At 41.1% G+C, this 24,371-nt stretch carries 25 protein-coding genes, 6 tRNA genes, 1 other RNA gene and 1 pseudogene; 30 read left to right on the top strand and 3 right to left on the bottom strand.

Annotation, left to right across the window (positions count from 1 at the left end):
• Positions 1-94 precede the first annotated feature (94 nt).
• The 19 genes and pseudogenes from D2962_RS16460 (at position 95) to D2962_RS16370 (ending at position 17,058) form a co-directional block, all read left to right on the top strand.
• Positions 95-781, top strand: a complete 687-nt coding sequence (locus D2962_RS16460; protein ID WP_122015608.1) for a hypothetical protein — start codon at positions 95-97, stop codon at positions 779-781.
• 155 nt (positions 782-936) lie between these two features.
• Entirely contained in the window at positions 937-1,923 is a 987-nt protein-coding gene (sppA, locus tag D2962_RS16455; RefSeq protein ID WP_245984788.1) for a signal peptide peptidase SppA, read from the top strand.
• Between the two features lie 54 nt (positions 1,924-1,977).
• Positions 1,978-2,772 carry a hypothetical protein gene (locus D2962_RS16450; protein WP_122015607.1) on the top strand — a complete coding sequence of 265 codons (795 nt, stop codon included), beginning with the start codon at positions 1,978-1,980 and terminating at the stop codon, positions 2,770-2,772.
• A 643-nt stretch (positions 2,773-3,415) separates the two neighbouring features.
• Positions 3,416-5,935 (top strand): S-layer homology domain-containing protein, encoded by a 2,520-nt coding sequence (locus D2962_RS16445; protein WP_122015606.1) that lies wholly within the window; start codon positions 3,416-3,418, stop codon positions 5,933-5,935.
• A 586-nt stretch (positions 5,936-6,521) separates the two neighbouring features.
• On the top strand, positions 6,522-6,761 hold the full coding sequence (locus D2962_RS16440) for an AbrB/MazE/SpoVT family DNA-binding domain-containing protein (RefSeq protein ID WP_122015605.1): 240 nt from the start codon (positions 6,522-6,524) through the stop codon (positions 6,759-6,761).
• On the top strand, positions 6,761-7,123 hold the full coding sequence (locus D2962_RS16435; RefSeq protein WP_122015604.1) for a type II toxin-antitoxin system PemK/MazF family toxin: 363 nt from the start codon (positions 6,761-6,763) through the stop codon (positions 7,121-7,123). Before D2962_RS16440 ends, D2962_RS16435 begins: the two co-directional genes overlap by 1 nt.
• A 175-nt stretch (positions 7,124-7,298) precedes the next feature.
• Positions 7,299-7,601, top strand: coding sequence for a hypothetical protein (locus D2962_RS16430; RefSeq protein WP_122015603.1), 303 nt, complete (start codon positions 7,299-7,301; stop codon positions 7,599-7,601).
• Positions 7,602-7,681: 80 nt separating this feature from the next.
• The gene (locus tag D2962_RS16425) at positions 7,682-8,188 is read left to right on the top strand and encodes an RpnC/YadD family protein (RefSeq protein WP_122015602.1); all 507 of its coding nucleotides are present in this window, start codon (positions 7,682-7,684) and stop codon (positions 8,186-8,188) included.
• A 115-nt stretch (positions 8,189-8,303) separates the two neighbouring features.
• Positions 8,304-8,723 carry a hypothetical protein gene (locus D2962_RS16420; protein WP_122015601.1) on the top strand — a complete coding sequence of 140 codons (420 nt, stop codon included), beginning with the start codon at positions 8,304-8,306 and terminating at the stop codon, positions 8,721-8,723.
• A gap of 245 nt (positions 8,724-8,968) precedes the next feature.
• Entirely contained in the window at positions 8,969-9,868 is a 900-nt protein-coding gene (locus D2962_RS16415; protein WP_122015600.1) for a DUF4351 domain-containing protein, read from the top strand.
• A gap of 313 nt (positions 9,869-10,181) precedes the next feature.
• Positions 10,182-10,526, top strand: a complete 345-nt coding sequence (locus D2962_RS16410) for a type II toxin-antitoxin system RelE/ParE family toxin (RefSeq protein WP_122015599.1) — start codon at positions 10,182-10,184, stop codon at positions 10,524-10,526.
• Positions 10,527-10,548: 22 nt separating this feature from the next.
• A complete protein-coding gene (locus tag D2962_RS16405; protein ID WP_122015598.1) occupies positions 10,549-10,836 on the top strand; it encodes a helix-turn-helix domain-containing protein in 288 nt (95 codons plus the stop codon).
• Positions 10,837-11,203: 367 nt separating this feature from the next.
• A pseudogene (gene istA, locus D2962_RS16400) lies at positions 11,204-12,741 on the top strand (IS21 family transposase).
• Positions 12,742-12,744: 3 nt separating this feature from the next.
• On the top strand, positions 12,745-13,503 hold the full coding sequence (gene istB, locus D2962_RS16395) for an IS21-like element helper ATPase IstB (RefSeq protein WP_122015597.1): 759 nt from the start codon (positions 12,745-12,747) through the stop codon (positions 13,501-13,503).
• A 139-nt stretch (positions 13,504-13,642) separates the two neighbouring features.
• On the top strand, positions 13,643-14,089 hold the full coding sequence (locus D2962_RS16390; RefSeq protein ID WP_122015596.1) for a helix-turn-helix domain-containing protein: 447 nt from the start codon (positions 13,643-13,645) through the stop codon (positions 14,087-14,089).
• A gap of 330 nt (positions 14,090-14,419) precedes the next feature.
• Positions 14,420-14,791 carry a nucleotidyltransferase family protein gene (locus D2962_RS16385; protein ID WP_120765963.1) on the top strand — a complete coding sequence of 124 codons (372 nt, stop codon included), beginning with the start codon at positions 14,420-14,422 and terminating at the stop codon, positions 14,789-14,791.
• 314 nt (positions 14,792-15,105) lie between these two features.
• Positions 15,106-15,345 (top strand): AbrB/MazE/SpoVT family DNA-binding domain-containing protein, encoded by a 240-nt coding sequence (locus D2962_RS16380; protein ID WP_122015595.1) that lies wholly within the window; start codon positions 15,106-15,108, stop codon positions 15,343-15,345.
• Positions 15,345-15,707 carry a type II toxin-antitoxin system PemK/MazF family toxin gene (locus D2962_RS16375; protein ID WP_120765960.1) on the top strand — a complete coding sequence of 121 codons (363 nt, stop codon included), beginning with the start codon at positions 15,345-15,347 and terminating at the stop codon, positions 15,705-15,707. The genes D2962_RS16380 and D2962_RS16375 overlap by 1 nt, the downstream gene beginning before the upstream one ends.
• Positions 15,708-15,942: 235 nt before the next feature.
• Positions 15,943-17,058: a stalk domain-containing protein gene (locus D2962_RS16370; RefSeq protein ID WP_122015594.1), complete on the top strand. Its 1,116-nt coding sequence runs from the start codon at positions 15,943-15,945 to the stop codon at positions 17,056-17,058.
• A gap of 54 nt (positions 17,059-17,112) precedes the next feature.
• Here D2962_RS16370 and D2962_RS16365 read toward each other — a convergent pair whose 3' ends face one another.
• Positions 17,113-17,904 carry a methyl-accepting chemotaxis protein gene (locus tag D2962_RS16365; RefSeq protein WP_122015593.1) on the bottom strand — a complete coding sequence of 264 codons (792 nt, stop codon included), beginning with the start codon at positions 17,902-17,904 and terminating at the stop codon, positions 17,113-17,115.
• 380 nt (positions 17,905-18,284) lie between these two features.
• Between D2962_RS16365 and D2962_RS16360 the strand changes: the two genes are divergently transcribed.
• Both D2962_RS16360 and D2962_RS16355 read left to right on the top strand, forming a co-directional pair.
• Positions 18,285-18,521 carry a DUF4160 domain-containing protein gene (locus D2962_RS16360; RefSeq protein WP_222927596.1) on the top strand — a complete coding sequence of 79 codons (237 nt, stop codon included), beginning with the start codon at positions 18,285-18,287 and terminating at the stop codon, positions 18,519-18,521.
• Complete coding sequence (locus D2962_RS16355; protein ID WP_122015591.1) at positions 18,505-18,762, top strand: DUF2442 domain-containing protein; 258 nt, start codon at positions 18,505-18,507, stop codon at positions 18,760-18,762. The genes D2962_RS16360 and D2962_RS16355 overlap by 17 nt, the downstream gene beginning before the upstream one ends.
• 19 nt (positions 18,763-18,781) lie before the next feature.
• Here the strand turns inward: D2962_RS16355 and D2962_RS16350 are convergent, their stop codons facing one another.
• Both D2962_RS16350 and D2962_RS16345 read right to left on the bottom strand, forming a co-directional pair.
• Positions 18,782-19,063, bottom strand: a complete 282-nt coding sequence (locus tag D2962_RS16350; RefSeq protein WP_245984785.1) for a DUF503 domain-containing protein — start codon at positions 19,061-19,063, stop codon at positions 18,782-18,784.
• Positions 19,064-19,267: 204 nt separating this feature from the next.
• Positions 19,268-20,461, bottom strand: coding sequence for an MFS transporter (locus D2962_RS16345; RefSeq protein ID WP_122015590.1), 1,194 nt, complete (start codon positions 20,459-20,461; stop codon positions 19,268-19,270).
• A 193-nt stretch (positions 20,462-20,654) separates the two neighbouring features.
• Between D2962_RS16345 and D2962_RS16340 the strand changes: the two genes are divergently transcribed.
• The 9 genes from D2962_RS16340 (at position 20,655) to dnaX (ending at position 24,261) form a co-directional block, all read left to right on the top strand.
• A tRNA-Ser gene (locus D2962_RS16340) sits at positions 20,655-20,741 on the top strand.
• Positions 20,742-20,842: 101 nt separating this feature from the next.
• Positions 20,843-20,938, top strand: a tRNA-Ser gene (locus D2962_RS16335).
• Positions 20,939-20,943: 5 nt separating this feature from the next.
• Positions 20,944-21,020, top strand: a tRNA-Arg gene (locus D2962_RS16330).
• 135 nt (positions 21,021-21,155) lie between these two features.
• Positions 21,156-21,232 (top strand) — tRNA-Arg (locus tag D2962_RS16325).
• Between the two features lie 21 nt (positions 21,233-21,253).
• The gene (tadA, locus tag D2962_RS16320) at positions 21,254-21,718 is read left to right on the top strand and encodes a tRNA adenosine(34) deaminase TadA (protein WP_342774550.1); all 465 of its coding nucleotides are present in this window, start codon (positions 21,254-21,256) and stop codon (positions 21,716-21,718) included.
• 104 nt (positions 21,719-21,822) lie between these two features.
• Positions 21,823-21,912 (top strand) — tRNA-Ser (locus tag D2962_RS16315).
• Positions 21,913-22,084: 172 nt separating this feature from the next.
• Positions 22,085-22,179, top strand: a tRNA-Ser gene (locus D2962_RS16310).
• Positions 22,180-22,210: 31 nt separating this feature from the next.
• Positions 22,211-22,475: signal recognition particle sRNA large type (gene ffs / locus D2962_RS16305), an RNA gene on the top strand.
• Between the two features lie 94 nt (positions 22,476-22,569).
• The gene (gene dnaX, locus D2962_RS16300) at positions 22,570-24,261 is read left to right on the top strand and encodes a DNA polymerase III subunit gamma/tau (RefSeq protein WP_122015589.1); all 1,692 of its coding nucleotides are present in this window, start codon (positions 22,570-22,572) and stop codon (positions 24,259-24,261) included.
• Positions 24,262-24,371 lie beyond the last annotated feature (110 nt).

Raw genomic sequence — 24,371 nt, 5'->3', positions numbered from 1 at the left:
CCTGATCCGTCGCGGAAAAGACTGGTAAAAAATTTGTTAAAAGCATTGAAGTTCAGTTGGAAATTTTATATAATTGAGACAAGGAGGAAGGGTGATGAGCATGGCGGAAGAGTATATAGCAAACAAAACAAAAAATGAGATAGCCGCAAGTGAGGATAATATTCCCCCGCACGAACCTAAAATATATGAATCGGGTTATTTTTTCCTATCGCAGCAAATTAGCGCTTTAAAGGACAGCATGGATGCAAAATTTGATAGAGTAGATAGCAAATTTGCAGAGGTCCACAAAGAAATCAAAGATTTATCTAATACAATGGATGCCAGATTTGAAGCTGCCCGCAAAGAAAGCGATGCCAGATTTGAAGCAGCTCGCAAGGAAAGCGATGCTAAATTTGACAAAATTGATGCTAAATTCGATGCGGTTTATAAAGTAATTGAAGACCTCGCAGATAAGATAGATGCAAGGTTTGACGCAGCAAAAAAAGAAACCGATGCAAGATTTGACAAAATAGATGCAAGGTTTGATGCAGCAAAAAAAGAAACCGATGCAAGATTTGACAAAATAGATGCAAGGTTTGACGCAGCAAAAAAAGAAACCGATATAAGATTTGACAAAATAGATGCAAGGTTTGATACAGCAAAAAAAGAAACCGATGCAAGATTTGACAAAATAGATTCTAAGTTCGATGCAATTCACCGAGAAATCAGTGGCTTACAGAGATGGGCTTTTGCATTAATAGCGACAGTTATCATAGGTTTTGCTGCAATTTATTTCAAGTAAGCCAGGTGGAGAAATCCGCCCTATATTTTTTGATAAATTTTATGAGGCTAAAACGATCCGACCCGCCCCGGTCGGAATTTTTATTCATAAAATGCATACTTTATGAAGGAGGACTTAAAAACGAATAAAAAACTTATTTGAAAGGAGCGATACCCTTGAAACGCATCATAACCATCATCCTTATCCTGATAGTCGCCGCGTCCCTCATCGCCGCCTTTACCATAATGCCGGGAGGTCCCGGCCGCAAGTCAGCCCTTCCGCAAAAACAGATAGGTGTCATCACCCTGGAAGGTGTCATCATGTCGGGCTCCTCGGGCTTTCTTTCCGCCGCCGGTACCGACGACATATTAAGACAGCTCCATGACGCCGCCGAAGACCCCGATATAGCAGCCCTGGTCATCAGGATAAACAGCCCCGGCGGCACCGTGGCCGCATCCCAGGAACTCTACCAGGAAGCCCTAAGGGTGAAGGAATCAGGCAAAAAACTGGTGGTATCCATGGGAGATGTGGCGGCCTCCGGCGGCTACATGGTATCCTGCGCCGCCGATAAGATAGTAGCAAATCCCGGCACCACCACCGGCAGCATAGGAGTGATCATGGAGTTTCAAAACATAGAAGGCCTGTATGACAAACTGGGCCTCAAGGAAAATGTCATCAAAAGCGCTCCTCACAAAGACATCGGCTCTCCCACCCGCCCCATGACCGAAGACGAAAGGGCCATACTGCAGGACATGATAAATGAGATGTACGGCCAGTTCGTAGACATCGTGGCAAAAGGCCGCCATATGGATGTAGAAGAAGTAAAAAAACTTGCCGACGGCAGGGTCTACACCGGCACCCAGGCAAAAAAACTGGGCCTTGTGGATGAAATAGGAAACTACTACGACGCCATAAAAATCGCCGCTGATCTGGCCGGCATCAAAGGTAAACCCGTCATAAAAGAATACGGCAAAAAATCTACCCTGGAAGCCCTGCTTTCCGGAGTAAAATCTATAGTAAACACCTTTTTGGATCCCGCCTTCGGCATACGTCTGCCGGCAGATCCCGGCACCACCCTGCCTACATGGCGGGACTTTTCCCACCATTCTTATTTTCTGGATTACCTTCCGGATAAAGTTGCACAGAGCTACTTGTATCCGTAAAAAGCGCAGGACGTAATTTTTACTACCAAATTTACCGAGGAGATGAATGAAAGAATGAAAGACTGGTTCAAAGATTTCCTGGACGACATATCCGGAGTGCTTTTCACGCCTTCGGCCGCCCTGAAAAAGATAGCCGGGGAAAAGAAGGTCCTGCAGGCCGTCATCATCCTGTTTCTCTCCGGCCTTCTGCCGGACATATCAGGCTACCGACACACCATGAACGAAAACATCCTCAGGCCATTTGTGTCCAGGGATATTTTTCCTGGCCTTGACGGCGTATATCCCGCTTTGACCCGGGCCATGCCGTATATCGTCGCCTTTATGATAATAAGCGGTATCCTTATAATTCCCCTGCTCCACTTTATATTTACTGCTGTAGTGGAACTGGCCTGCCAGTTCCTGACCCCGGGCAAAGCCAGAAATACGCTCCCGGATACCTCCGACGACGTCCCGGAACAAAATGCCGTTAATGCCGGCGAGACTGTGCCGGATAGCAACGTCAATCCTATGACTCAAATACAGGTCAGGTCCCATGAGCTTCCTGCATCCGCCACTGGTGTCGGACTGTTTACCTCTATGGCCTTTGCTACCCTGCCTATGATTTTGATGGTGCCCGTAAACCTGCTGTCTACACTCACCGGGATAAACCTGAGCCTTCTTTCCAGCATACTGCTCCGGCTCTGGGTAGTGGTGCTTCAGGTAATATCAGTCCGGGAAACCCACGGTTTTACTACCGGTCGGGCGGCGCTCGCCTACTTCGCTCTGCCCCTTGTCGGCCTAGCCGTGATACTGGTGATGATAATCATGCTGCTAACTGTAGCGGCACCCTTAATTCCTAACATGCTCTAAAAAAAATTTATAAAATAAAGAGGAATTTCTACCATATCTCTCGAATATATATACTTGCTAAATTTCTGTAGTTATTATAGCCTGCATCCATTTTATGTAATAAATAAAAAAAGCCGGCATATAATGAAAAATGTAGTTACAAACGTTGTCCCATCCAATATTACATTTATATTACAATTCAACCAATTATATTGACGGCAAGTTGACCGTGAGCTATAATAGCTATAGAATTCGAACTTTGACAACTAAATAATGAGTTCAAAGACTCATACTCAAATCCGGAAGTAAGACAAGATGAACTCATTATTAGATAAAATTTTCTTTAAAATTACTCAAAACCAGCAGGAAATTTCATCCTTTTATAGAAATAATAAATAATAATTGTAATTATAGGATATAAAAAATATAGGATGATGTAAATTTCCGGAGCCTGCAATCTTTCAACCTCCCGCACTCCCGGCAGCCTCTTGCGTGTTCAACTTTCAAAAATGCGGCGGCCGCGGTCCCGGAGGAGATTGAAAGAAAAGGATAAAATTAAATTCCCATAAAATCCTTTGAAAGGGGTGATGAACACCAGGAGGATTAGGCAAGGCCTTTTTTAGTAAGTCTATTTTTTTTCAAAATCAAAAAGGAGGATTTGAGTATGAAGAAAGCCAGAAAACTACTTATAACCCTACTTATTCTCACCTTCGTGCTCAGCACCGTGAGCGTAGGGTTCGCAGCCGATACCACCACTGCGGCTGATACCAAGACACCCGCATCAGTAATAAGAGCTCAGGCTCTGGGGATACTAAGGGGTGATGAAAAGGGTAATCTCAATCTTGATAAACCCATTACCCGTGCAGAAGCATTAGCTCTTATAATCAGAATCTCCGGTCTCGAAGGTTCTGCAGACCTCATGAAAGGTCAGACCAAATTTGCAGACGTGGCTGCCGATCACTGGGCATCGGGCTACATAAACCTGGGAGTTGGCCAGGGTATAGTCAATGGCTATCCTGATGGTACATTCAAGCCCAATGATAATGTCACATATGCCCAGATGGCAAAAATGCTGCTGTATGCCATGAACTACGGCGTAACAGTTGAAGGCGCTCCTTGGCCGGCTGGTGTCATGGGCAAAGCCGATGACCTTGGCCTGTTTGATGGTGTAAATGCAGTTCCCAATGTTCCCGCTCTCCGCGGTGCTGTTGTTGAAATGATCGACAATTCTCTCACCGTAAAGCATTTGAAACAGACTGGTTATGGTGATTTAAAACAGTATGAAGAAGGAACAGAAACTTTCCTTTCAAAGATGGATTCTAAAGAAATTGAAGGAAGAGTTATAGAGGTAGATGCAGATAGACAAGAAGTAACTATTAAAGATGATGATGGTGCGGTAGATACTTATTCAGTAGTAGATAGCATCGATCCTGAAGCTTTGTTGGGCTTGAAAGTTACGGCATGGGCAAATGACGATGATGAAATCTTCTTTGTTGATTATGATAAGGATCAGCTAAAGAATGATATCATTTCTGAAGATGTGACAGATGAAGATTTCGATGGAACGAAACTTACTCAAATTGACCTTAAGATAGCAGATGACACTTATGATGTAGCCGATGATGCAACTATTTATGTTGATGGAGCAAAAGTAACAGGTAAAGATGCTATAAAGGCTGCACTAAAGAAAGGTGTCTATGGAACCTTTGCGTTTGATAAAGGTGACATAGTATTTATGAACTTAATGTCCTGGGATTATGATGCTGTATTAGTCAAAGAAGTAGACACTAAAGACGAAACCATTACTTACTATGATGGAACTTCAGAAGATGAACTCGACCTCACTGATCCTGATAGTTATAAGATCACAATAAACGGTGAGTCTGCTAAACTTGAGGATATTAAAGCAAATGACGTAATGTACGTAGCAGATTATGATGATATTTATCATATCGTCATAGTAAGGAAGACAGTAGAAGGCAAACTCGAAAGAGTAAAATCTGATGAATTGAAAATCGACGGCACAACATATGATGTAGCTAAAGCTGCTGACGATACAATAATGGCAACCTTCTCACCGAATAAAAATGATGATCTTTATTCTTACAGCGTCGATGCTTCAGCTCTTGATGATTTACTGAACGAGGATACAACGGCTGTATTAGATCTTGCCGGAGATGTGCGCCATCTAATATCTGATGTTGAAACAACTTCCGATGATTATTATGGTGTAGCATTAAAAGTTGATGATTACAATGAAACAGTTAAAGTCAATGTAAAGGGCGAATCTAAGAGCTACGATATCGATGCGGATATTCATGATCTTAGAACAGCTGGTGCATCAGATCTCACATTGAGCGGTCTAAAGGCTTTAGTAAATGATACAAATAATCAATATGCTATTGTCAAATTCACATTGGATAAAGACGGTGTTATCAATGAGATGTGGGTTTATGCAACTGCCGCAAAACAAGCCGATGAAACATGGACTGTAACTCCCAGTGCAGCTGCTATAGATTCGTTCGACAAAGATGATGATGTTATCAATTCAGGTTCTAACCATTATTTCGTAGATGAAAATACCATTATAGTAGATGAACTCGATGACATCGATTTAGTAAAATGGGATAACATTAAGGATAAAGATATTACTGGAGGCAAAGGAATAATCGTAGCAGATGGTTTAGATGCTAAATTTGTCGTATTCACAGCAGGATATGATTCAATCGCAGAAGAAGACGAAGAACTTGGTGTAGTATTAGACAAATTTAAAGATGCGGATGGCGATTGGGCAGCAACAGTCAAAGTATACAATGGCGAAGAGAAAGATTATAAGCTAAATTCAAGAACTGCTCAGTCTGTTGGAGATATTACTTTCTTCACAGTAAATGCCGATGGTGATTTGACTGTATCTGATGTAATTTATGGCTCAGATAACACAATCGATGCTGTTCATAATACTGTATCAATTGCCTCGGGTGCTGTATCTGAAAAGGGCAGTGATTCTATTAAGATTGGCGGTACAACATATAAAGTTAATAGCAAGACATTAGTTTTTGACGTAACCGATGGTTTATCAAATATCGATACTGCAGCATACAGAGATGTACGTAACGGTGATACTGTAAAAGCTGTTGTTGAAAATAGCTTAGTAAAAATAATTTACATCACAGTTAAACACTAAAACTATTGAACTTTAGTAAATTAAAAAACCCGATGGAAGATTCCATCGGGTTTTTTTGTAGGTGCGCCGCGTGCCCAGCAAAGCCGTAATTTGCTTGCCGGTGAAAGTCCGGTACCGGTAGCCGCCAAGGGGCTGGTTAGCTTCAGGGCTGGTTGTGTCAGAAATGATACGGTCAGAGCGCCCTGAATATGCAAGACTTCAGACCGTGACATAAAGTGAACTCTGCAGCGCTGTTAGAAAACCCATATGGGAGAATAGAGGATGACGAGCCTCTGACGCACGGGCGAAGCCCATGGAATGTGTGAAGAACTTGGATGCAATATGAAAATGGTGCCAGGCACTCACTTATACACTTATTGAAAATTAAGACATCTTCTGTTATTATGGAAATAACAGGAGGTGTTTTTTTATGGGAAGAAAACCGAGGATAGAGTTGGAAAGTGCAATTTGTCATGTCATACAGCTGGGTAAAATAGAGGAATAAATCATTTCAGCCGATTGATACTAGGTACTCACATATTTACTTAGATAATATACATTGACAGATGTAGATACATAGTATATACTTTAAATATGGGGTGATGATATGTATACCACAATACAAAAGTGGGGAAATAGTCAGGCTGTAAGACTTCCAAAGGCTATTCTCAAAATGGCTAAATTAAATGAAAATGACAAAGTGGAAATACAAGTTAAAGATGGCAATGTGGTAATTATTCCTGTTAAAAAACATAAAACTCTGGAAGAAAGAATTGCAGAATATAAAGGGGATTATAAATGCAGCGAATGGGATACCGGAAAGCCACAAGGTAAAGAGGTGTTTTAATGGGATATATACCGGAACAAGGCGATATTATTTTTTTAGAATTTGATCCTCAAACAGGGCATGAGCAAAAAGGGAAAAGACCTGCATTAGTTGTTAGCAATAATACCTATAATAAATTCACTAAATTAGCCATGGTATGTCCGATTACTAACACAAACAGAAATTTTCCACTTCATGTAGAACTTGATGAAAGAACTAAAACGACAGGTGTTATTATGTGTGAACAGGTGAAAGCTTTAGACATATATGCCAGAGATGTATCTTTTCGTGAAAAAGCACCAAAAGACATCGTAGAGGAAGTGGTGGATATTTTAATAGGATTTGTTGAAATGGTGCCAGGCACTCACTTATTCACTTATTGAAAATTAAGACATCTTCGAAATAACAGGAGGTGTTTTTTTTATGGGAAGAAAACCGAGGATAGAGTTTGTAAGAAACTTTAGGATCAGGACCTTTATTAAATATAAATAAAGAAAATATTTTATTAACAATGCCATCATAAATTATGATATAATTAAATCAGAAGGGGGTTGCTAAATGAGCGATGCAAAGATCCCACACCAAAATCAGGACATTATATATAAATACATGGCAGAATTTTTTAGAAACGAGACATTAGAATACTATGGACTTAAGCTGCCAAGGATAACTAACGTAAAGCCCACAGAACTGCCCATAATACATCTATCCGATAGAAAAATGGACTATGTATTTGAACTCGAAGATGGTTCTCTTTTACATATAGAATTTCAAACAACAAATAAACTGGCAGATCTTCCGAGATTTCTCATATACGATTCAGCATTATACCTCAAAGAAAAAAGAAAATACATACGGTAGTAATATATTCAGGTAACATTCATAAGGCTGATAAAAGTATTGATATAGGTTCCATATACTACAAAGTAGAACAGGTATTCATGGTAGAATATGATGGAGATAAAAGATATGAAGCCATAAAATATAAAATAGAAAATGACATACCGCTTGATAATAAAGACATAATGGATCTAATCTTTTTACCCTTAATGAAGAACAAGTGGGGTGAAGATGAGGCAGCAAGAAAAGTCCTGGAGTTAGCTGAAGAAATAAAAGATGAAGAAATGCAGTCTATTGTCATTGCATCGGTGCTTGGGCTGGCAGATAAGTATGTGAGAAAAGAATATATAGACCGATTAAAGGAGGTGGTCAGGATGACCAGAATAGGTGCAGCATTGATTGAGGAAGGTAGAATAGAAGGTAGAATAGAAGGCAGAATAAGAAAGGCACAGGAGTCAATATTGGATGCCATAAAGGCCAAGTTTGAAACAATACCCGATGACCTGAAAGATAAGATAGCAAGCATAAATGATGAAAAGAAGCTGGATAGCCTTCTTGTAGCAGTAATTAAAAGTGATTCATTAGATGAGGTATATAAAAAGATTTAAAAAGGAAAATGGTGCCAGGCACTCACATATTCACTTATTGAAAATTAAGACACCTTCTGCTATTATGGAAATAACAGGAGGTGTTTTTTTATGGGAAGAAAACCGAGGATAGAGTATGAAGGTGCGGTTTACCATGTCATACAAGACGAACATATCAAAGAAAGTAGAAGATTATAAGTGGAGCAGCGATCGTTTCTACAGAAATAACAAAGCAGATTTTGTAGATATAGATTTTATTCTGAATATAATATCAAATGATCGAAAAATTGCCATTAATAAATACAAAGAACTCATGAAGGATGAGGAAACAGCCGACTATGAAAATATTGAAGTTATTGGAGAAGGCTCGACGGTAAAAAAGGATGAGAAAATCTTGACATTTACAAAAACACTGGAGGAGATATTGGTAGAAACAGGAGCAAGCAAGGTCGACATTGAACTCATTAAAAGCGGGTCCAGAAAGAGGAACCTCACACCATATAAAATAGAGTATATTAAAAAGCCATTGAAAACGGATATTTACCTAAGGAAATAGCGGAACATATAAACTACACCACACCAGCTATAATCAACATAAAAGAACGATACAAGTTTTAACGGTGCCAGGCACTCACTTAAACACTTATTGAATATTAAGACATTACCTGCGATGATAGCGACAATTTTTTTTATCAGAGTGGGATACTGAGAAATCGCAAACAAATCTTCCTGATCAACACCGCATAAATATTGAAGTTAAAAGCAAGATAATGTATAATCAAGGCAGAAAGAGGTGATAAATTGGGGCAATATGATATAACCATAAAACATATATTCTCCAATCTGGCAGATGATATAATACAATACTTCCTGAAGCTGAAACTAAAGAAAATAGAGGAACTCAACCTGGAATTCACTATAGTAGAAAAAAGACAAAGCGATATGATATTCAAATGCCAGACCGACACCGGAGACATGCCAGTACATATAGAATTTCAATCGGGCAATGACAGCAAACTGCCGTACAGGATGCTCAGATACTCCATAGAAATCATGGAAAAATACGAACTTCCCCCTTACCAGATAGTAATATATATGGGTAAAAAAGAACCCAGGATGCAGCAAAAACTAACATACGAATATGAAGATACAAACAGGCTGGATTACAGATATAAACTAATAGATCTTGGAGAAATAAAATTTGAGGAAATAATCAACACAGGATATTATGATTTATATTCACTCTTACCTCTGGTAGATAGAAATAGAAGACAAAAGCAAGGGGAAAAATATATAAAAGAATGCGCTGATGCAATACTAAAAATGCCGATGAACATAAACAGGAAAAAAGATATAGCATTTTATGCGGGCATTTTCTCGGGTTTGATGTTTAACGAACAAGAAGTAAAAAAAGCCTTTGAGGAGGTGGTAAGGATGCTGAACCTGGAAGAATCATCCTTCTACAGATTAATACTTGAAGAAGGCAAGAAAAAGGGCTTGACAGAAGGAATTAAAGAAGGAATTAAAGAAGGTCTAAAGGAGGGCAAGGCGGATACAGCAATAAGACTTTTGAAAAAGAAATTTGGGACATTATCAAAAGAGGCGGAAGAAAAGATACTTAAAGCAAATAAGGAAACACTGGACAAAATTCTTGATGATATATTTACAATAGAAAAACTTGAAGATTTGAATAAATACTAATGGTGCCAGGCACTCACATATTCACTTATTGAAAATTGAGACACCTTCTGCTATTATGGAAATAACAGGGGGTGTTTTTTTGTGGGAAGAAAACCGAGGATAGAGTATGAAGGTGCGGTTTACCATGTCATACAGCGGGGGAACAATAAAAAATAAATTTTTGAGAAAGCAGAAGACAAGAAACCGTTGAACATTCAATATTGATTCATATAAATTTTTCACCTTTTTTTAATTGAGATTACATCAATTTTGATGTATAATAAATAATAGTCACATCAAATAGGATGTATAATCTGCCAAAAGGAGAAATGTTATGAATGTACATACTTATGAAACTGCGGGAGGAAAAGACTTAATATTAAGTTATATAGATGAATTGCCAAAAAAGGAAAGGGCAGAATGGTTAACAATCTTACAAAGGCTTGAAAAAGAAGGTTTAAAGGCATTATATATCCTTGATATTAGGCAACTAATCGGTAAATTATGGGAAATTAAACACAAAAATAATCGTATTATGTTTGTAGTAACTGATGGGAATAATATATATCTGCTTCATGCTTGTAAAAAACAAAAAGGGAAAGCCGAAAAGTTTGAGATTGGTAAAGCTATAAGAAGATTGAAAGAACTTGAAAAGGTCACAGGCAGAAAATTATTATAAAAAGGAAAGGAGAGTAATCTAAATGCCCTTTAAAAAAATAAATGTTAACAAAGAAATAAATAAAAGAATAGCAAATGATGAAGAACTTAAAGCAGACTATATTAAATCCCAATTGGAATATGAAGTTATAAAGAATCTAGTTAGTTACAGAAAAAGAATGAATATATCTCAACAACAATTAGCTAAACGCTCCGGTCTAACACAACAGATGATATCAAGGATTGAGACTGTAGGTCATTCGCCTGCATTAAGAAACTTTTTAAAATATGTTGACAGTCTAGGACTGGAACTTAAAATCGTAAAAAAGTAACACCAGAAATGGTGCTAGGCATTCACTTATTCATTTATTGAAAATTAAGACACCTCCTGCTATTATGGAAATAACAGGAGGTGTTTTTTTGTGGGAAGAAAACCGAGGATAGAGTATGAAGGTGCGGTTTACCACGTCATACAGCGGGGGAATAACAAAAAATACATTTTCGAAGATGATAAATATCTCCTCTCCCTTTTATGAATAATCCGGAGCAAAATTCCCACCTGTTCCGGTGAGAGGTTACAGTCGTTCCGACAAATGGTTACACATGCTCCGGTCATTGGTTACCCCCCAAAAATCCATCCTGTATAATGTATTTATACAACTTTAATGGTGTAAATACATTATACAAGGGGGTCATCATATGACCAAATATCGAGAAATCCTGCGACTTTACAGTCACGGGATCAGTAAAAGCGGTATAGCTGCCAGTTGTGGATGTGCTCGCAAGACAGTTACAAAAGTTCTTGACAGGGCAAAAGAGCTTAATATCACGTGGCCGCTAAAACAAGAAATGACCGACGGTGAGCTGGAAAAAATGTTTTTTCCCAAGCCGGCAGTATCCCCTGAACGCCACTATCCGGATCTGGAGTATATCCATAAGGAACTTATGAAAGACGGCGTTACTCTTAAGCTTTTATGGACCGAATACTGTGAGGAATGCAGACGCAGCAATGAGCTTCCTCTCATGTATTCTCAGTTCTGCTATCACTATCAAAAGTTCGCGGAAACCAAAAGAGCTAGCATGCATATTCCAAGAAAACCGGGTGAGCAGATTGAAGTGGACTGGGCTGGTCAAACTGCTTCGATTGTTGACCAGGATACTGGTGAAATCATTCCTGCCTATGTATTTGTAGCCGTACTTTCCTACAGCCAGTATGCTTATGTAGAAGCTTTTTTATCGCAGGATCAGGAAAGCTGGATTAGTGCTCACGTAAACATGTACTGTTTCTTTGGCGGTGTAACCAGAATCCTCGTGCCCGATAATCTTAAAACTGGTGTAGAAAAGCCTTCATGGTACACTCCGGTCATCAATAAAACTTATCATGAATTGGCAGAGCATTATGATACAGCGGTGATCCCTGCACGTGTCCGCAAGCCTAAAGACAAACCCAACGCTGAAGGTACGGTTGGAAATATATCTACATGGATTATCGCTGCCCTGCGTCATCAAAAATTCTTCAGTCTGCAAGAACTGAATAAAGCCATTAAAGAAAAGCTTGAGTCATTTAACTCCAAACCCTTCCAAAAGAAAGGAGGCAGCAGATACAGCGTCTTTCTTGAGGAAGAAAAACCTTTTCTCATGCCGTTACCTGCTACCCCTTATGAACTGGCTGTCTGGAAAATAGCCACCGTTCAGTTTAATTATCACATATCTGTAGATAAAATGCACTATTCAGTTCCGTATGAGTATATAAAACACAAGGTCGATGTAAGGGTAACATGTAACGTCATTGAAGTTTTTTACAATAATCATCGTATCTGTTCTCATCCAAGGCTTTATGGTCGTCCCGGGCAATACAGTACCAATGAGGCACATATGCCGGAAGACCATCAAAGCTATATAAAGTGGAATGCCGATCGATTTATTTCCTGGGCTCAGAAAATCGGCCCTAATACAACAATAACAGTAAAGTCAATCCTTTCCTCCCAAAAAGTGGAGCAACAGGGTTACAGAAGCTGTCTTGCGTTATTAAAACTGGCAGATAAATATTCTGTCTTGCGATTGGAAGCCGCCTGTAAAAGGGCGCTATCTTACACGCCAAAACCCAGCTTAAAAAGCGTCAAGACCATCCTTTCGACCGGTCAAGACAAAGTAACCGATGAACAGCCTACAAAATGAGTATCGATTCTGCCCAATACGGATTTACCCGCGGAGCAGACTATTATGGGAGGAAATAGATTATGACAAATCAAACAACCATCAACAAACTGATTGAAATGCGGCTCACGGCCATGGCGGATGCTTACCGTATGCAGTTAAAAGAGCATTCACTAGACCATCTTTCCTTTGAGGAACGATTAGGTCTGCTCGTTGATATCGAATATACCAGCCGTAAAAACAACCGTCTTAAACGACTGATTCGAAATGCCAACTTTGACCAAAGCTATGCTTGTATAGCCGATATCAACTACAGCGCTGGTAGAAAGCTGGATAAAGCACTGATTGATCGGTTAGCAACCTGTACTTTTATCACGGATAAGCATAACATAATTATTATGGGTGCTTCGGGAGCCGGTAAATTCTATCTGGCATGTGCCTTCGGCATGGAAGCCTGTAAACAGTATTATACGGTAAAATATGTCCGTTTACCTGAGTTGTTGACCGATTTAGCAATTGCTAGAGGTGAAGGCGTCTATAAAAAAGTGTTAAGCCAATACCGCAAAGTTGATCTTCTTATACTGGATGAATGGATGCTTGTTTCTCTTACGGAAACGGAAGCCAGAGATTTGCTTGAACTCATCCATGCACGCCACAAAAGAGCATCCACAATTTTTTGCTCCCAGTTTTCGCCTGCCGGTTGGCATAGCAAGATTGGAGAAGCAACTCTGGCAGATGCGATCCTTGATAGAATCGTACATGATTCTTACACCATAGAGATTGGTGACGGATCAGATCGTTCCATGCGAGAGGTATACGGCATTAATGGAAAAGGTAGATAACATTTATCGATGAAACTTACAACCGGAACGGTTGTAACCATTCTCCGGACGGGCTGTAACCACCCGTCCGGAACAATTGAGTTTTTGAATCGGTATATGCATTTTAAGGTACATACATCAAAATCCATTAAGGGCAAACATGACAAATAAAGTAGAAGATTATAAGTGGAGCAGCGATCGTTACTACAGAAATAACAAAACAGATTTTGTAGATATAGATTTTATTCTGAATATGATATCAAATGATCGAAAAATCGCCATTAATAAATACAAAGAATTCATGAAGGATGAGGAAACAGGCGATTATGAAAACATTGAAGTTATTGGAGAAGGCCCGACGGTAAAAAAGGATGAGAAAATCCTGACATTTACAAAAACGCTGGAGGAGATATTGATAGAAACAGGAGCAAGCAAGGTCGATATTGAACTCATTAAAAGCGGGTCCAGAAAGAGGAGCCTTACTCCATATAAAATAGAATATATTAAAAAAGCCATTGAAAACGGATATTTACCGAAGGAAATTGCGGAACATATAAACTCCACCACACCAGCTATAATCAACATCAAAGAGCGATACAAGTTTTAACGGTGCCAGGCACTCACATATTCACTTATTGAAAATTAAGACACTTTCTGTTATCATAGATACATCAGGAATTACTTTTTAATATCACATATTTACAAAATATTTTATAAATGATATTATAAAAATGTTGAAATCACGATTTTTTTATCCCCTTTGAATTATAAAAAAGCTTTTATTGTAAGCAATTAAATAGCGGTGGCTTTTTTGAAATGCATTACGGAAAGCCCCACACTAAGGTATATTTTTGTTTTCCTATGCATTATAAAAAGTAGAAAAATGATGCCAGCAGGATGAAAATATTGTAATTCATCAAAAAATGGGGATGATGTCATGTCTCTTATTGACACTGAAAGAGATAACATTCGGAAAACCTGGGCAAAAAGGCGCGAATTGGCAATTGCCCAAGAGAAAACAATGAAAGAAGAAGCTATGGAAAGGGCCGGTAAAATAGCGAAATTTCTTAAAGATAAATATGCGATAAAGAAAGTATACTTGTATGGTTCTCTTTCCAGGGAAGGTCCCTTTGATAAATACTCTGACATAGATTTATTTATAGACGGCTGGAACGAAGCTCTGAATTACTGGACTATGTATATAGAAGTTGAGAAAATTGCGATGCCGTTTGCCGTAAGTGTAATTACTGATAAAGAAATAACTTCGGAGCTTAAGGAAAAGATATTAAAAGAAGGGAAGATAATTTAATGAAAGATTCAACCTTATCGGTTGTTATTTCCCGGCTGGAAGCAGAATTATGAAAATGATGCCAGGCACTCACTTATACACTTAATGAAAATTAAGACATCTTCTGTTATTATGGAAATAACAGGAGGTGTTTTTTTATGGGAAGAAAACCGAGGATAGAGTTGGAAAGTGCAATTTGTCATGTCATACAGCTGGGTAAAATAGAGGAATAAAATCATTTCAGCCGATTGATACTAGGTACTCACATATTTACTAGATAATATACATTGACAGATGTAGATACATAGTATATACTTTAAATATGGGGTGATGATATGTATACCACAATACAAAAGTGGGGAAATAGTCAGGCTGTAAGACTTCCAAAGGCTATTCTCGAAATGGCTAAATTAAATGAAAATGACAAGGTGGAAATAAAAGTTAAAGATGGCAATCTGGTTATTATACCTGTTAAAAAGCATAAAACTCTGGAAGAAAGAATTGCAGAATATAAAGGGGATTATAAATGCAGCGAATGGGATACCGGAAAGCCACAAGGTAAAGAGGTGTTTTAATGGGATATATACCGGAACAAGGCGATATTATTTTTTTAGAATTTGATCCTCAAACAGGGCATGAGCAAAAAGGGAAAAGACCTGCATTAGTTGTTAGCAATAATACCTATAATAAATTCACTAAATTAGCCATGGTATGTCCGATTACTAACACAAACAGAAATTTTCCACTTCATGTAGAACTTGATGAAAGAACTAAAACGACAGGTGTTATTATGTGTGAACAGGTGAAAGCTTTAGACATATATGCCAGAGATGTATCTTTTCGTGAAAAAGCACCAAAAGACATCGTAGAGGAAGTGGTAGATATTTTAATAGGATTTGTTGAAATGGTGCCAGGCACTCACATATTCACTTATTGAAAATTAAGACACTTTCTGTTATTACGGAAATGACAGAGAGTGTTTTTTTATGGGAGTAATGGGGTCGGGCTTACAAATATACATAATATAGTGAGACACTTTATTTTGCCATAAATGTGAACCAAATTAGTCTGGAGATAAATATATATATCTTGAAGGATTTTTATTTCACATGTAGAACTGATATTACAGTATCATGTAATGAAAATAAAATTAACAATCTAGAGGTTTTGTTATGAAAAGGAAGTTTTATATTTTATTTGCCGCCCTCATAGCTGGCGTATTTATATTCACTTCGGCGGCCATGGCGGCGGGCGGGAACATGAAAAACATAAAGGCGTACTTTAGCGGAATCAGGATATACGTGGACGGGAAACAGCAGGCGGCTACCCCTGAGCCTTTTGTTTATGATAATGTTACATATGTGCCCATCAGACTGGTAAGCACCGCCCTGGGGGCAAGCGTATCCTGGGATGCCGCCAAAAATGCTGTGGTTATAAACAGTAAAGCGGAGGCGAATCAGGTCCTGCAGCAGCAGATTGCCGATTTGAAAAGTCAGCTTTCGCAAAAGGACAGCCAGATAACTCAACTTACCCAGCAAAACTCTTATCTGCATATAAGGATCATCGATCTAGAAGCGACCTTAAAGAAACAGCAAGAAGAAAACAAATCGGATCCGTCGGGAGACCTGGAAGATTATTTGTACGACGAATATTCTAAATGGAAGAGCATGGAATTCGATTACGATGTGGTAGGCGACGAAAAAGAACTGGAATTGACTATAGAGATAGACCTTTCCGATTATAAAAGCAAATGGAACTCTACCGACCAGGACGATATAGAAGACTGGCTCAACGATATCTACGATTATGTGGAAGATGAGTACCCCGATACCGATTTTTCAGGCACCATTGAGGACATCGATAAAGGTGATACTCTGGTTAAATTCAAATCATCCGGCAGTAAGTTGACTGTGGATTTCAGATACAGTTCGGTGGATTTTGACGAACTTGAAAATGATTTAAACGATATCTACGGCTACAATCTCGACGATTATAACGATAATTTTGGGAATATGACGGCGGATATAAGCATCGACGGCGACGAAGACGATGAGGAAATTTTCATTACCATAGAGATAGATACCTCTTATTATGGATATGAGTGGGAAGACGTCAAAGAAACGGACGATGCCGAAGAATGGATTGAGGATATCGTTGATTATGTTCTTGATTATTACGATAATTACGATGTTTCTGGAGAAGTGATAAATCAGGACGGCGATACAATGGCCTCTTTCGATGTTAGCTCATCGGGGAAAGTTACCTTCGACTGGGATTACAGTTATTAGTAATCACAGTATCTCCTTCTCCACATTCTCCACGGTGAAGCGACCATCCTTTTTTTAATTCAAAAGCTCGGCCATCCTGATGTTGTCCTGGTTTAAGGAACCGGCCACCTCAGTTTGTTTTTTGCAGATGTCCCCCAGCGTGTCTGTAATTTGTGAAAGGCTGCTGATATCCGTTTTCATTTTTTCAATAATGTCTGTTATTTCAGAAGTGGCATTTTTGCTGGAGGCGGTTAATTTGCCTATTTCTTCCGCCACGACCGAAAAACCGCGGCCGTAATCCCCGGCCCGGGCGGCTTCGATAGATGCGTTGATACCAAGGATTTTGATGCGTGTTGTTATATCGTTGATGATTTTTATTATCTGGTCTGTTCGCTTTATACTTTCCATAGAATTGGAAACGGATTCTGCCATTTTCTTTGAGGTACTGTCAATGGATTTTACAGTGTCATTTATCTCCGAAATATTCCCTGCCAGATGTTTTAAAAGGGTTTGCATATGGTCTATATAGTTTTGAAGTCTGGCGTTAAGGCTCTGCTGGTGTTCTGAAAGCATAGCCACGAGCTTCGCAGCATCGGAATCCACCAGATGAGTTTTTTTATGCATCATGCCCTTTATCTTTTCTCTGACGCTTTGATTTCCCGTAAGCTCCAGCAACACGTCCATTTCGTTTGAAAAAAACGATTCAAGGTCTGTACAAACAGGTATGCCGTGTTGTCGGGCCAGCACAAGGCCGGGCGCGTCGGAATTGATATCGCATATACCCACGACAGTCACATTCTCCAGCTCCAACAGAGATTTTAAAAATACAGTGCCGGCTTTTCCGCCGCCAACTATTCCAACTTTCATGAAATAATCCCCCTTGTAAGATATTTATTCGATATTTTTTCGACATTTATTGATAAAAATCCTCCAGGGTTGGGAATATTTCGCAAGCATAAGAAAATGGTGCCATGGTGCCAGGCACTCACATATTCACTTATTGAAAATTAAGACACCTTCTGTTATCATAGATACATCAGGAATTACTTTTTAATATCACATATTTACAAAATATTTTATAAATGATATTATAAAAATGTTGAAATCACGATTTTTTTATCCCCTTTGAATTATAAAAAAGCTTTTATTGTAAGCAATTAAATAGCGGTAGCTTTCTTGAAATGCATACGGAAAGCTCTACAATAAGGTATATTTTTGCTTTCCTATGCATTATAAAAAGGAGAAAGATGATGCCAACAGTTCTTAAAGAAGATAAATATAGATTTTTCTTTTTCAGCAATGAAGGAACTGAACCTCCGCACATTCATGTTGAGTCAGATAATAAATATGCTAAATTCTGGTTGGATCATATTTCATTAGCAAGTTCATATGGCTTTAAAGCATATGAACTCTCAGAGATAAGCAAAATCATTGAAAGAAACCTGGAAATGATGAGGAGGCAATGGAATGAGTATTTTAGATAATGATTTAATTAAAGCAAATGCTATGGAACTATGGTTCGATGATGATAAATTTTATGTTTTACTTAGTGATGGTAGAGAGATAGGAGTTCCACTGGATTGGTTTCCAAAGCTCAAAAAAGCAAATGATAATCAGAGGTCGAAATGGCGGCTGATAGGGAATGGAATCGGTATTCACTGGGAAGATTTAGATGAAGATATTTCAGTTGAAGGGTTGCTTATAGGTAGAAAAGCTAAACATTAGGTACCCGGCACTCACTTATTTACAGCATTTCCTTCTCCACATTTTCCACGGTGAAGCGGCCATCCTTTTCCATAAATGAGAGGACATGGTCTAGCTGGCGGTTTACATGTTCGCTGGTAGTAGAAACGCAAGCCATGCCGATTACCGTCCGCCTTATATCATCCTGCCTGTCCACTTCCGCTATGGATATATTGTAGCGGTTTTTCAACCTTTCGATTATGCTTTTCACTATCTGCCTTTTATCTTTTAATGAAAATGTATCGCCTAAGGAAATCTCTACGATCATTGTGCCGATAATCATGTTTTATCCATCCTTTTTTTAATTCAAAAGCTCTGCCATCCTGATGTTGTTCTGATTTAAGGAACCGGCTACCTCGGTTTGTTTTTTGCAGATATCCCCTAGTGTATCTGTAATTTGTGAAAGGCTGCTCGACATTTTATTGATAAAATTCCTCCAGGGTTGGAAATGAAAGTGAAGCGGCCGTCGCTTTCTATGAAAGTTATTCTATGCGTAGTTTTTCCCGGCCCCGGGTTCGCTGACGAATATCGAAAGGATATATGCTGCCAGCAGTAATACGGCTCCACCGAAGAAAGAATATGAAAGTCCCAGATGGTCCCCAAGATAGCCGCCGATGATGGGGCCGGAAACCAAGCCTATGGACATGATACTGTTGAGCATGCCGAAGGAGCTGCCCTGGTTGTTCTGATCGCTGCTTTTTGCGATGAGCACATTGCCTGCCACGGTCACGGCGGAGTTAAAAAATCCGAACAGGAACCTCAGAGCGCCCAGAGCGAAAATAGATGTAGCAAGGCCCTGCAGGGCTGTCAGCGCGCCGCATGCCAGCAGTGACCATCGAAAAATATTAACCGTGGAGTAATTGCGGATTCTACCCACCAGTGGAGCACCCAGGGCCGTGGATACCCCCACTATGGAAAAGATTATTCCGGTGTAAAGCTCAGCATTTTGTTTGGAAATGCTGCCAATCAGGAGCGGCAATGTGGGGAAAACGGCCATGAGAGCGGCCTGGATCAAAAGCCATACGGTATATAGAATCACTAACTGCCGGTTTTGAAAAGTTGCTGCAATATCTTTTAAAATAGAAGTTTTTGGTTTGGGCACAATTTCTTCCTTAACCTTTGCGGCAAAGGGCAGGATGGCCGCAATACAAAGTAAAATGCCGGTGAAAACCATGCTTCCTCTAATTCCCAGAAGTTTTGCCGTGATGCCACCGACGAGAGGGCCGGTGATATTTCCTATGGCTGATGCGGCCTGCACTATACCCAGGCTATAATTTAGATTCTCCGGTCTGCTGCTGGCCGCTACCAGTGTGATGGCTGCGGGAATGTATCCCGAAAGGAGGCCGTTGATTCCCCTCAGCACAAAAAGCTGGATATGATTGTGAACCATGGCCATGAGAAAATATGTAAGACCCATGCCCAGGCCCGCCCTGGCCATCATGGGTTTCTTGCCGTACCTGTCTGATATAGAGCCCCAGATGGGCGCCATGATGCCGAAGGCCAGGGAGTTTATGGAGAAAACTAGCCCGGACCAGAGGGAAGTATTGCTTTTAAGTCCCAGTTGCATTAAAAAGATGGGCAAAAAAGGGGTAATGATGCTGAAGGCTATAGAAGCCACAAAAACGCCCAGCGATATGAGGTATAGATTCCTCTGCCACTGGGGAATATATGGAAGTCTCAATTTTTATTCTCCTCTCGACTTTCCCTCGATGATAAAGTATAATATATATCGAGAAACAGTAAAATAAAAAATTTAACATTACGATAATACAATATTAACAAATACGGCTTACAAAATCAATGGCTTTGTTGGCATTTTGAGGTCGGTTGACAAAAGGGTAAATTGTATGCTATACTTTGAATAGTCATCGGACGGAGGGGTGTCCGAGCGGTTTAAGGAGCTGGTCTTGAAAATCAGTGTCTCGAAAGAGCCGTGGGTTCGAATCCCACCCCCTCCGCCATTAAGCGGTAGTCAGAGGTCGGAAATGAGAGGTCAGAATAGAAGGATTTGCCTTCGGCAAATCCAACGAGTCCGATATCCGACATCTGATATCCGAAACGCGGAGAGATGGCCGAGTAGGTCGAAGGCGGTCGCCTGCTAAGCGATTATACGGACCTAAAATCCGTATCTCGGGTTCGAATCCCGATCTCTCCGCCATTTATGCGCCTGTAGCTCAACTGGATAGAGCGTCTGACTACGGATCAGAAGGCTGTGGGTTCGATTCCTGCCAGGCGCACCAAATGTGAAGTGTGATGCGGGATGTTGGATGTGTGAAATAAGACATCCTGGACCTCAATAAAATAAAGTGAGATGGACAAAAGAGAGGCTCGAGAGCTATCTCACCTCAAACTTCACGCCTCTCACATCTTGTTGGGCGCCCGTAGCTCAGGAGGAAAGAGCAGCGGTTTCCTAAACCGCGTGCCGGGGGTTCGAGTCCTCCCGGGCGCACCATTTGTGATTTGGAAATATCTCATGGAAGAAGAAATTAAAGAGCTTGATGTTTTTTTTATGCAGGAAGCTTTGAAGGAAGCAGAAAAGGCTCTGGAGTTTGATGAGGTGCCCGTGGGAGCTTTGATTGTGATGGGCGATGAGGTCATCGCCAGGGCGCACAACCTGAGGGAGACCTCTCAGGATGCTACGGCTCATGCAGAGCTGCTGGCCATAAGAAAGGCCTGTGAAGCTTTGAAGACATGGCGCCTGGTAGGCTGCACCCTTTATGTGACTTTAGAGCCATGCCCCATGTGTGCCGGAGCCATTGTCCTTTCGAGGCTTGACAGGGTTGTTTTCGGAGCCCATGATCCTAAGGCGGGAGCCTGCGGCAGCCTCATGAACATCCCTGAGGATGAGAGGTTCAACCACCGGCCTGAGATGGTGCCGGGGGTGCTGGCCGAGGAATGTGGCAAGATTTTGAAGGATTTTTTCAAGAAAAAAAGATAATATGATATAATGTAGGTAGACCTTATTGCAAAAGGGTCAGGAGTCGGTATATGAGATGGATGTTGCATCTGACATCCGACTTCCGACATCCGACCTCTGAATACGGAGAGATGGCCGAGAGGTTGAAGGCGCTCGCCTCGAAAGCGAGTGGGCGTAAATCCGCCTCGTGAGTTCGAATCTCACTCTCTCCGCCATTAAACAAAAGTCAGAAGCCGGAAGTCAGAGGTCGGAATAGAAGGATTTGCCTTCGGCAAATCTAACGAGTCCGACATCTGATATCCGACCTCAGATATTAGTATAAGAAATTTGCCCAAGCAAATTTCATCTAATCTGACATCCGATTTCTGACATCTGACCTCTAAACGTGGAGAGATGGCTGAGCTGGTCGAAGGCGCGCGACTGGAAATCGCGTATACGGACAAAAATCCGTATCGAGGGTTCGAATCCCTCTCTCTCCGCCATTTTTATATCCTTAAACAGAAAAAGATTTTGCCGTGCTAGACGGGGAGGCAGCGGTGCCCTGTACCCACAATCCGCTACAGTGGGGTCGAACTCCCTCCCGAGGTCTTATTCCTGTGGGGTCTGGCTTTGACAAGTGGTGACGAGGGCTGGGTCCCGCGCAATGGAAACTTTCGAACCCCGTCAGGTCCGGGAGGAAGCAGCGGTAAGGAAGCCCTTTCATGTGCCGCGGGGAAGCCTGGCCGGAGCTAACTATCATTGTAACGCCCGGAGGGATAGATCGACGGAGGGTGCACGGCTACAATTTTAGCCGCCGATAAATTCGGCGGCTATTTTAGGATTTGCGGCAATAAAGCATGTAAATGTTTTTCATCCGGACGGGAGAATTGATTATGTCATATATTGCCCTTTACAGGAAATACAGGCCCCGGGATTTTGATGAGATCGTGGGGCAGGATGCCATTGTCACCACCTTAAAAAACCAGATAAAGAGCGGAAAAATCGGGCATGCCTATCTTTTCTGCGGCATGCGGGGTACCGGCAAGACAAGCACCGCCAGGGTTTTTGCCAAGGCCCTCAACTGTGAGAAAGGGCTCACGGTAGACCCGTGTAACGAGTGTGCATCATGTCGGGCTATAAATAGCGGCAGCATGGTGGATGTCATAGAGATGGATGCGGCTTCCAACCGCGGAATCGATGACATAAGAGACCTCAGAGAAAAGGTGAACTTTCCGCCGTCGGAAGGCCGCTATAAAGTATACATAATAGATGAGGTTCACATGCTCACCACCGAGGCATTTAACGCCCTTTTGAAGACACTGGAAGAGCCACCGCGGCATGTGGTTTTTATTCTGGCCACCACCGAGCCCAACAAGCTGCCTCCCACCATCCTTTCGCGGTGCATGAGGTTCGATTTCCGTAGGGTTTCGGCCAGAGAACTGGTGAAGCGCATGAAGGAAATAGCCGGGGATGCGGGCATCGAGGCCGAAGATGAGGCTTTAGCGCAACTGGCCAGAAGTTCCCAGGGCTCCGTCAGGGATGCCCTGAGCCTGCTGGACAAGGCTCTGACCTTCGGAGGCAGGAAGCTTTTATACGGCGATGTGTTAAATCTTCTGGGAGCTGTAAGCCACGAGGTATTTTACGAAGTATCCCGGGCTGTGCTACAAAAAGATGGAGGCAGAATGCTGGGCATCGTAGATGAAGCGGCGGCTCAGGGCAAGGACCTTTTCCGCTTCGTAGACGATCTCATGGAACATTACAGGAATATACTGATGGCCGCCATAGGTGCGGACCGCTATCTCATAGATGTGGTAGACGAGGAATATTCTGAGCTTCAAAAGCTTGCCGGAAGCTATTCCCGGGAAAAACTTTTAAGTATAATAGACATATTGAAAGATGCCGCCAATGACATGAAATGGTCCTCCCAGCCCCGGATTGTGCTGGAGGCCGCCATGGTGAAGCTCACCCTGCCGGAGCTATGGGAGGAACCTCAGGGATATATAAGCCGCATCCAGAACCTGGAGCAGCAGATGGCATTACTTCAGGAGCAGGTGCAAAGGGTCATAGAGGCTGCGGCTCACGTTGGGGCCGGTGCGAATGGGGTTAATACGGACGGAGCAACGGATGGAGCAGGAGCCGCGACAGGACATATCTCGAAGGATCCGGATTCTTCCTATGATATCGGTGCCGGACAGAAAAATTCACAGATTTTGCCGGAAAATAATATTAAAAACCCGGGCTCTTCCCGGGAAGATGGGAACGATGACTCTCCTTCGGCTGAGGCCACCCTGGACGGCAGCGAACAAAAGCTGCAGCAGCTTATCCGGGCATGGCCTGGAGTCATCGAGGAACTGGGCAAAAAGCGCCAAAAAAGACTTCAGACCTTTATAAAAGAAGGTAATGTGAGGCCGTGCAGAATTGAAAAAGACAATGTTTTTCTGTTCTGCCCTCCGGAATATAAGGAAATTATAGAATCAGGGAAAAATATAATAGAAGATGTAGTGAAGAATATAACCGGTATGGAAATTTTCATAAAAGGTTTCCAACAATCTCTGCCAGTCGAAGACGAAAAAAAAAACTCCTAGATAAAAATAGCAGCGAAGATGGTAAAGTTAAAAAAGATGGTGAGATTTCTGATGAAGAATTTTATCAGAGCGTAATAAAAATTTTTGGTAAGGATATCGTAAAAATTTTA

This window comes from Biomaibacter acetigenes (genome assembly GCF_003691585.1).
In the GTDB taxonomy this organism is placed as follows: domain Bacteria; phylum Bacillota; class Thermosediminibacteria; order Thermosediminibacterales; family Tepidanaerobacteraceae; genus Biomaibacter; species Biomaibacter acetigenes.
Note: the sequence above shows the minus strand (reverse complement) of the source record. Positions and strands in the feature narration are given on the sequence as shown.

Bases quoted from the DNA above. Each gene is read 5' to 3' on its own strand.
- D2962_RS16450 (WP_122015607.1), top strand. From the start codon at position 1,978: ATGAAAGACTGGTTCAAAGATTTCCTGGACGACATATCCGGAGTGCTT.
- tadA (WP_342774550.1), top strand. From the start codon at position 21,254: ATGGAAGAAGAAATTAAAGAGCTTGATGTTTTTTTTATGCAGGAAGCT.
- D2962_RS16365 (WP_122015593.1), bottom strand. From the start codon at position 17,904: ATGAAAGTTGGAATAGTTGGCGGCGGAAAAGCCGGCACTGTATTTTTA.
- D2962_RS16360 (WP_222927596.1), top strand. From the start codon at position 18,285: ATGATGCCAACAGTTCTTAAAGAAGATAAATATAGATTTTTCTTTTTC.
- D2962_RS16440 (WP_122015605.1), top strand. From the start codon at position 6,522: ATGTATACCACAATACAAAAGTGGGGAAATAGTCAGGCTGTAAGACTT.
- D2962_RS16355 (WP_122015591.1), top strand. From the start codon at position 18,505: ATGAGTATTTTAGATAATGATTTAATTAAAGCAAATGCTATGGAACTA.
- istB (WP_122015597.1), top strand. From the start codon at position 12,745: ATGACAAATCAAACAACCATCAACAAACTGATTGAAATGCGGCTCACG.
- D2962_RS16390 (WP_122015596.1), top strand. From the start codon at position 13,643: ATGACAAATAAAGTAGAAGATTATAAGTGGAGCAGCGATCGTTACTAC.
- D2962_RS16375 (WP_120765960.1), top strand. From the start codon at position 15,345: ATGGGATATATACCGGAACAAGGCGATATTATTTTTTTAGAATTTGAT.
- D2962_RS16420 (WP_122015601.1), top strand. From the start codon at position 8,304: ATGAAGGTGCGGTTTACCATGTCATACAAGACGAACATATCAAAGAAA.
- D2962_RS16385 (WP_120765963.1), top strand. From the start codon at position 14,420: ATGTCTCTTATTGACACTGAAAGAGATAACATTCGGAAAACCTGGGCA.
- D2962_RS16435 (WP_122015604.1), top strand. From the start codon at position 6,761: ATGGGATATATACCGGAACAAGGCGATATTATTTTTTTAGAATTTGAT.
- D2962_RS16350 (WP_245984785.1), bottom strand. From the start codon at position 19,063: ATGATTATCGGCACAATGATCGTAGAGATTTCCTTAGGCGATACATTT.
- D2962_RS16380 (WP_122015595.1), top strand. From the start codon at position 15,106: ATGTATACCACAATACAAAAGTGGGGAAATAGTCAGGCTGTAAGACTT.
- D2962_RS16405 (WP_122015598.1), top strand. From the start codon at position 10,549: ATGCCCTTTAAAAAAATAAATGTTAACAAAGAAATAAATAAAAGAATA.
- D2962_RS16430 (WP_122015603.1), top strand. From the start codon at position 7,299: ATGAGCGATGCAAAGATCCCACACCAAAATCAGGACATTATATATAAA.
- D2962_RS16410 (WP_122015599.1), top strand. From the start codon at position 10,182: ATGAATGTACATACTTATGAAACTGCGGGAGGAAAAGACTTAATATTA.
- D2962_RS16425 (WP_122015602.1), top strand. From the start codon at position 7,682: ATGGTAGAATATGATGGAGATAAAAGATATGAAGCCATAAAATATAAA.
- dnaX (WP_122015589.1), top strand. From the start codon at position 22,570: ATGTCATATATTGCCCTTTACAGGAAATACAGGCCCCGGGATTTTGAT.
- D2962_RS16460 (WP_122015608.1), top strand. From the start codon at position 95: ATGAGCATGGCGGAAGAGTATATAGCAAACAAAACAAAAAATGAGATA.
- D2962_RS16370 (WP_122015594.1), top strand. From the start codon at position 15,943: ATGAAAAGGAAGTTTTATATTTTATTTGCCGCCCTCATAGCTGGCGTA.
- D2962_RS16445 (WP_122015606.1), top strand. From the start codon at position 3,416: ATGAAGAAAGCCAGAAAACTACTTATAACCCTACTTATTCTCACCTTC.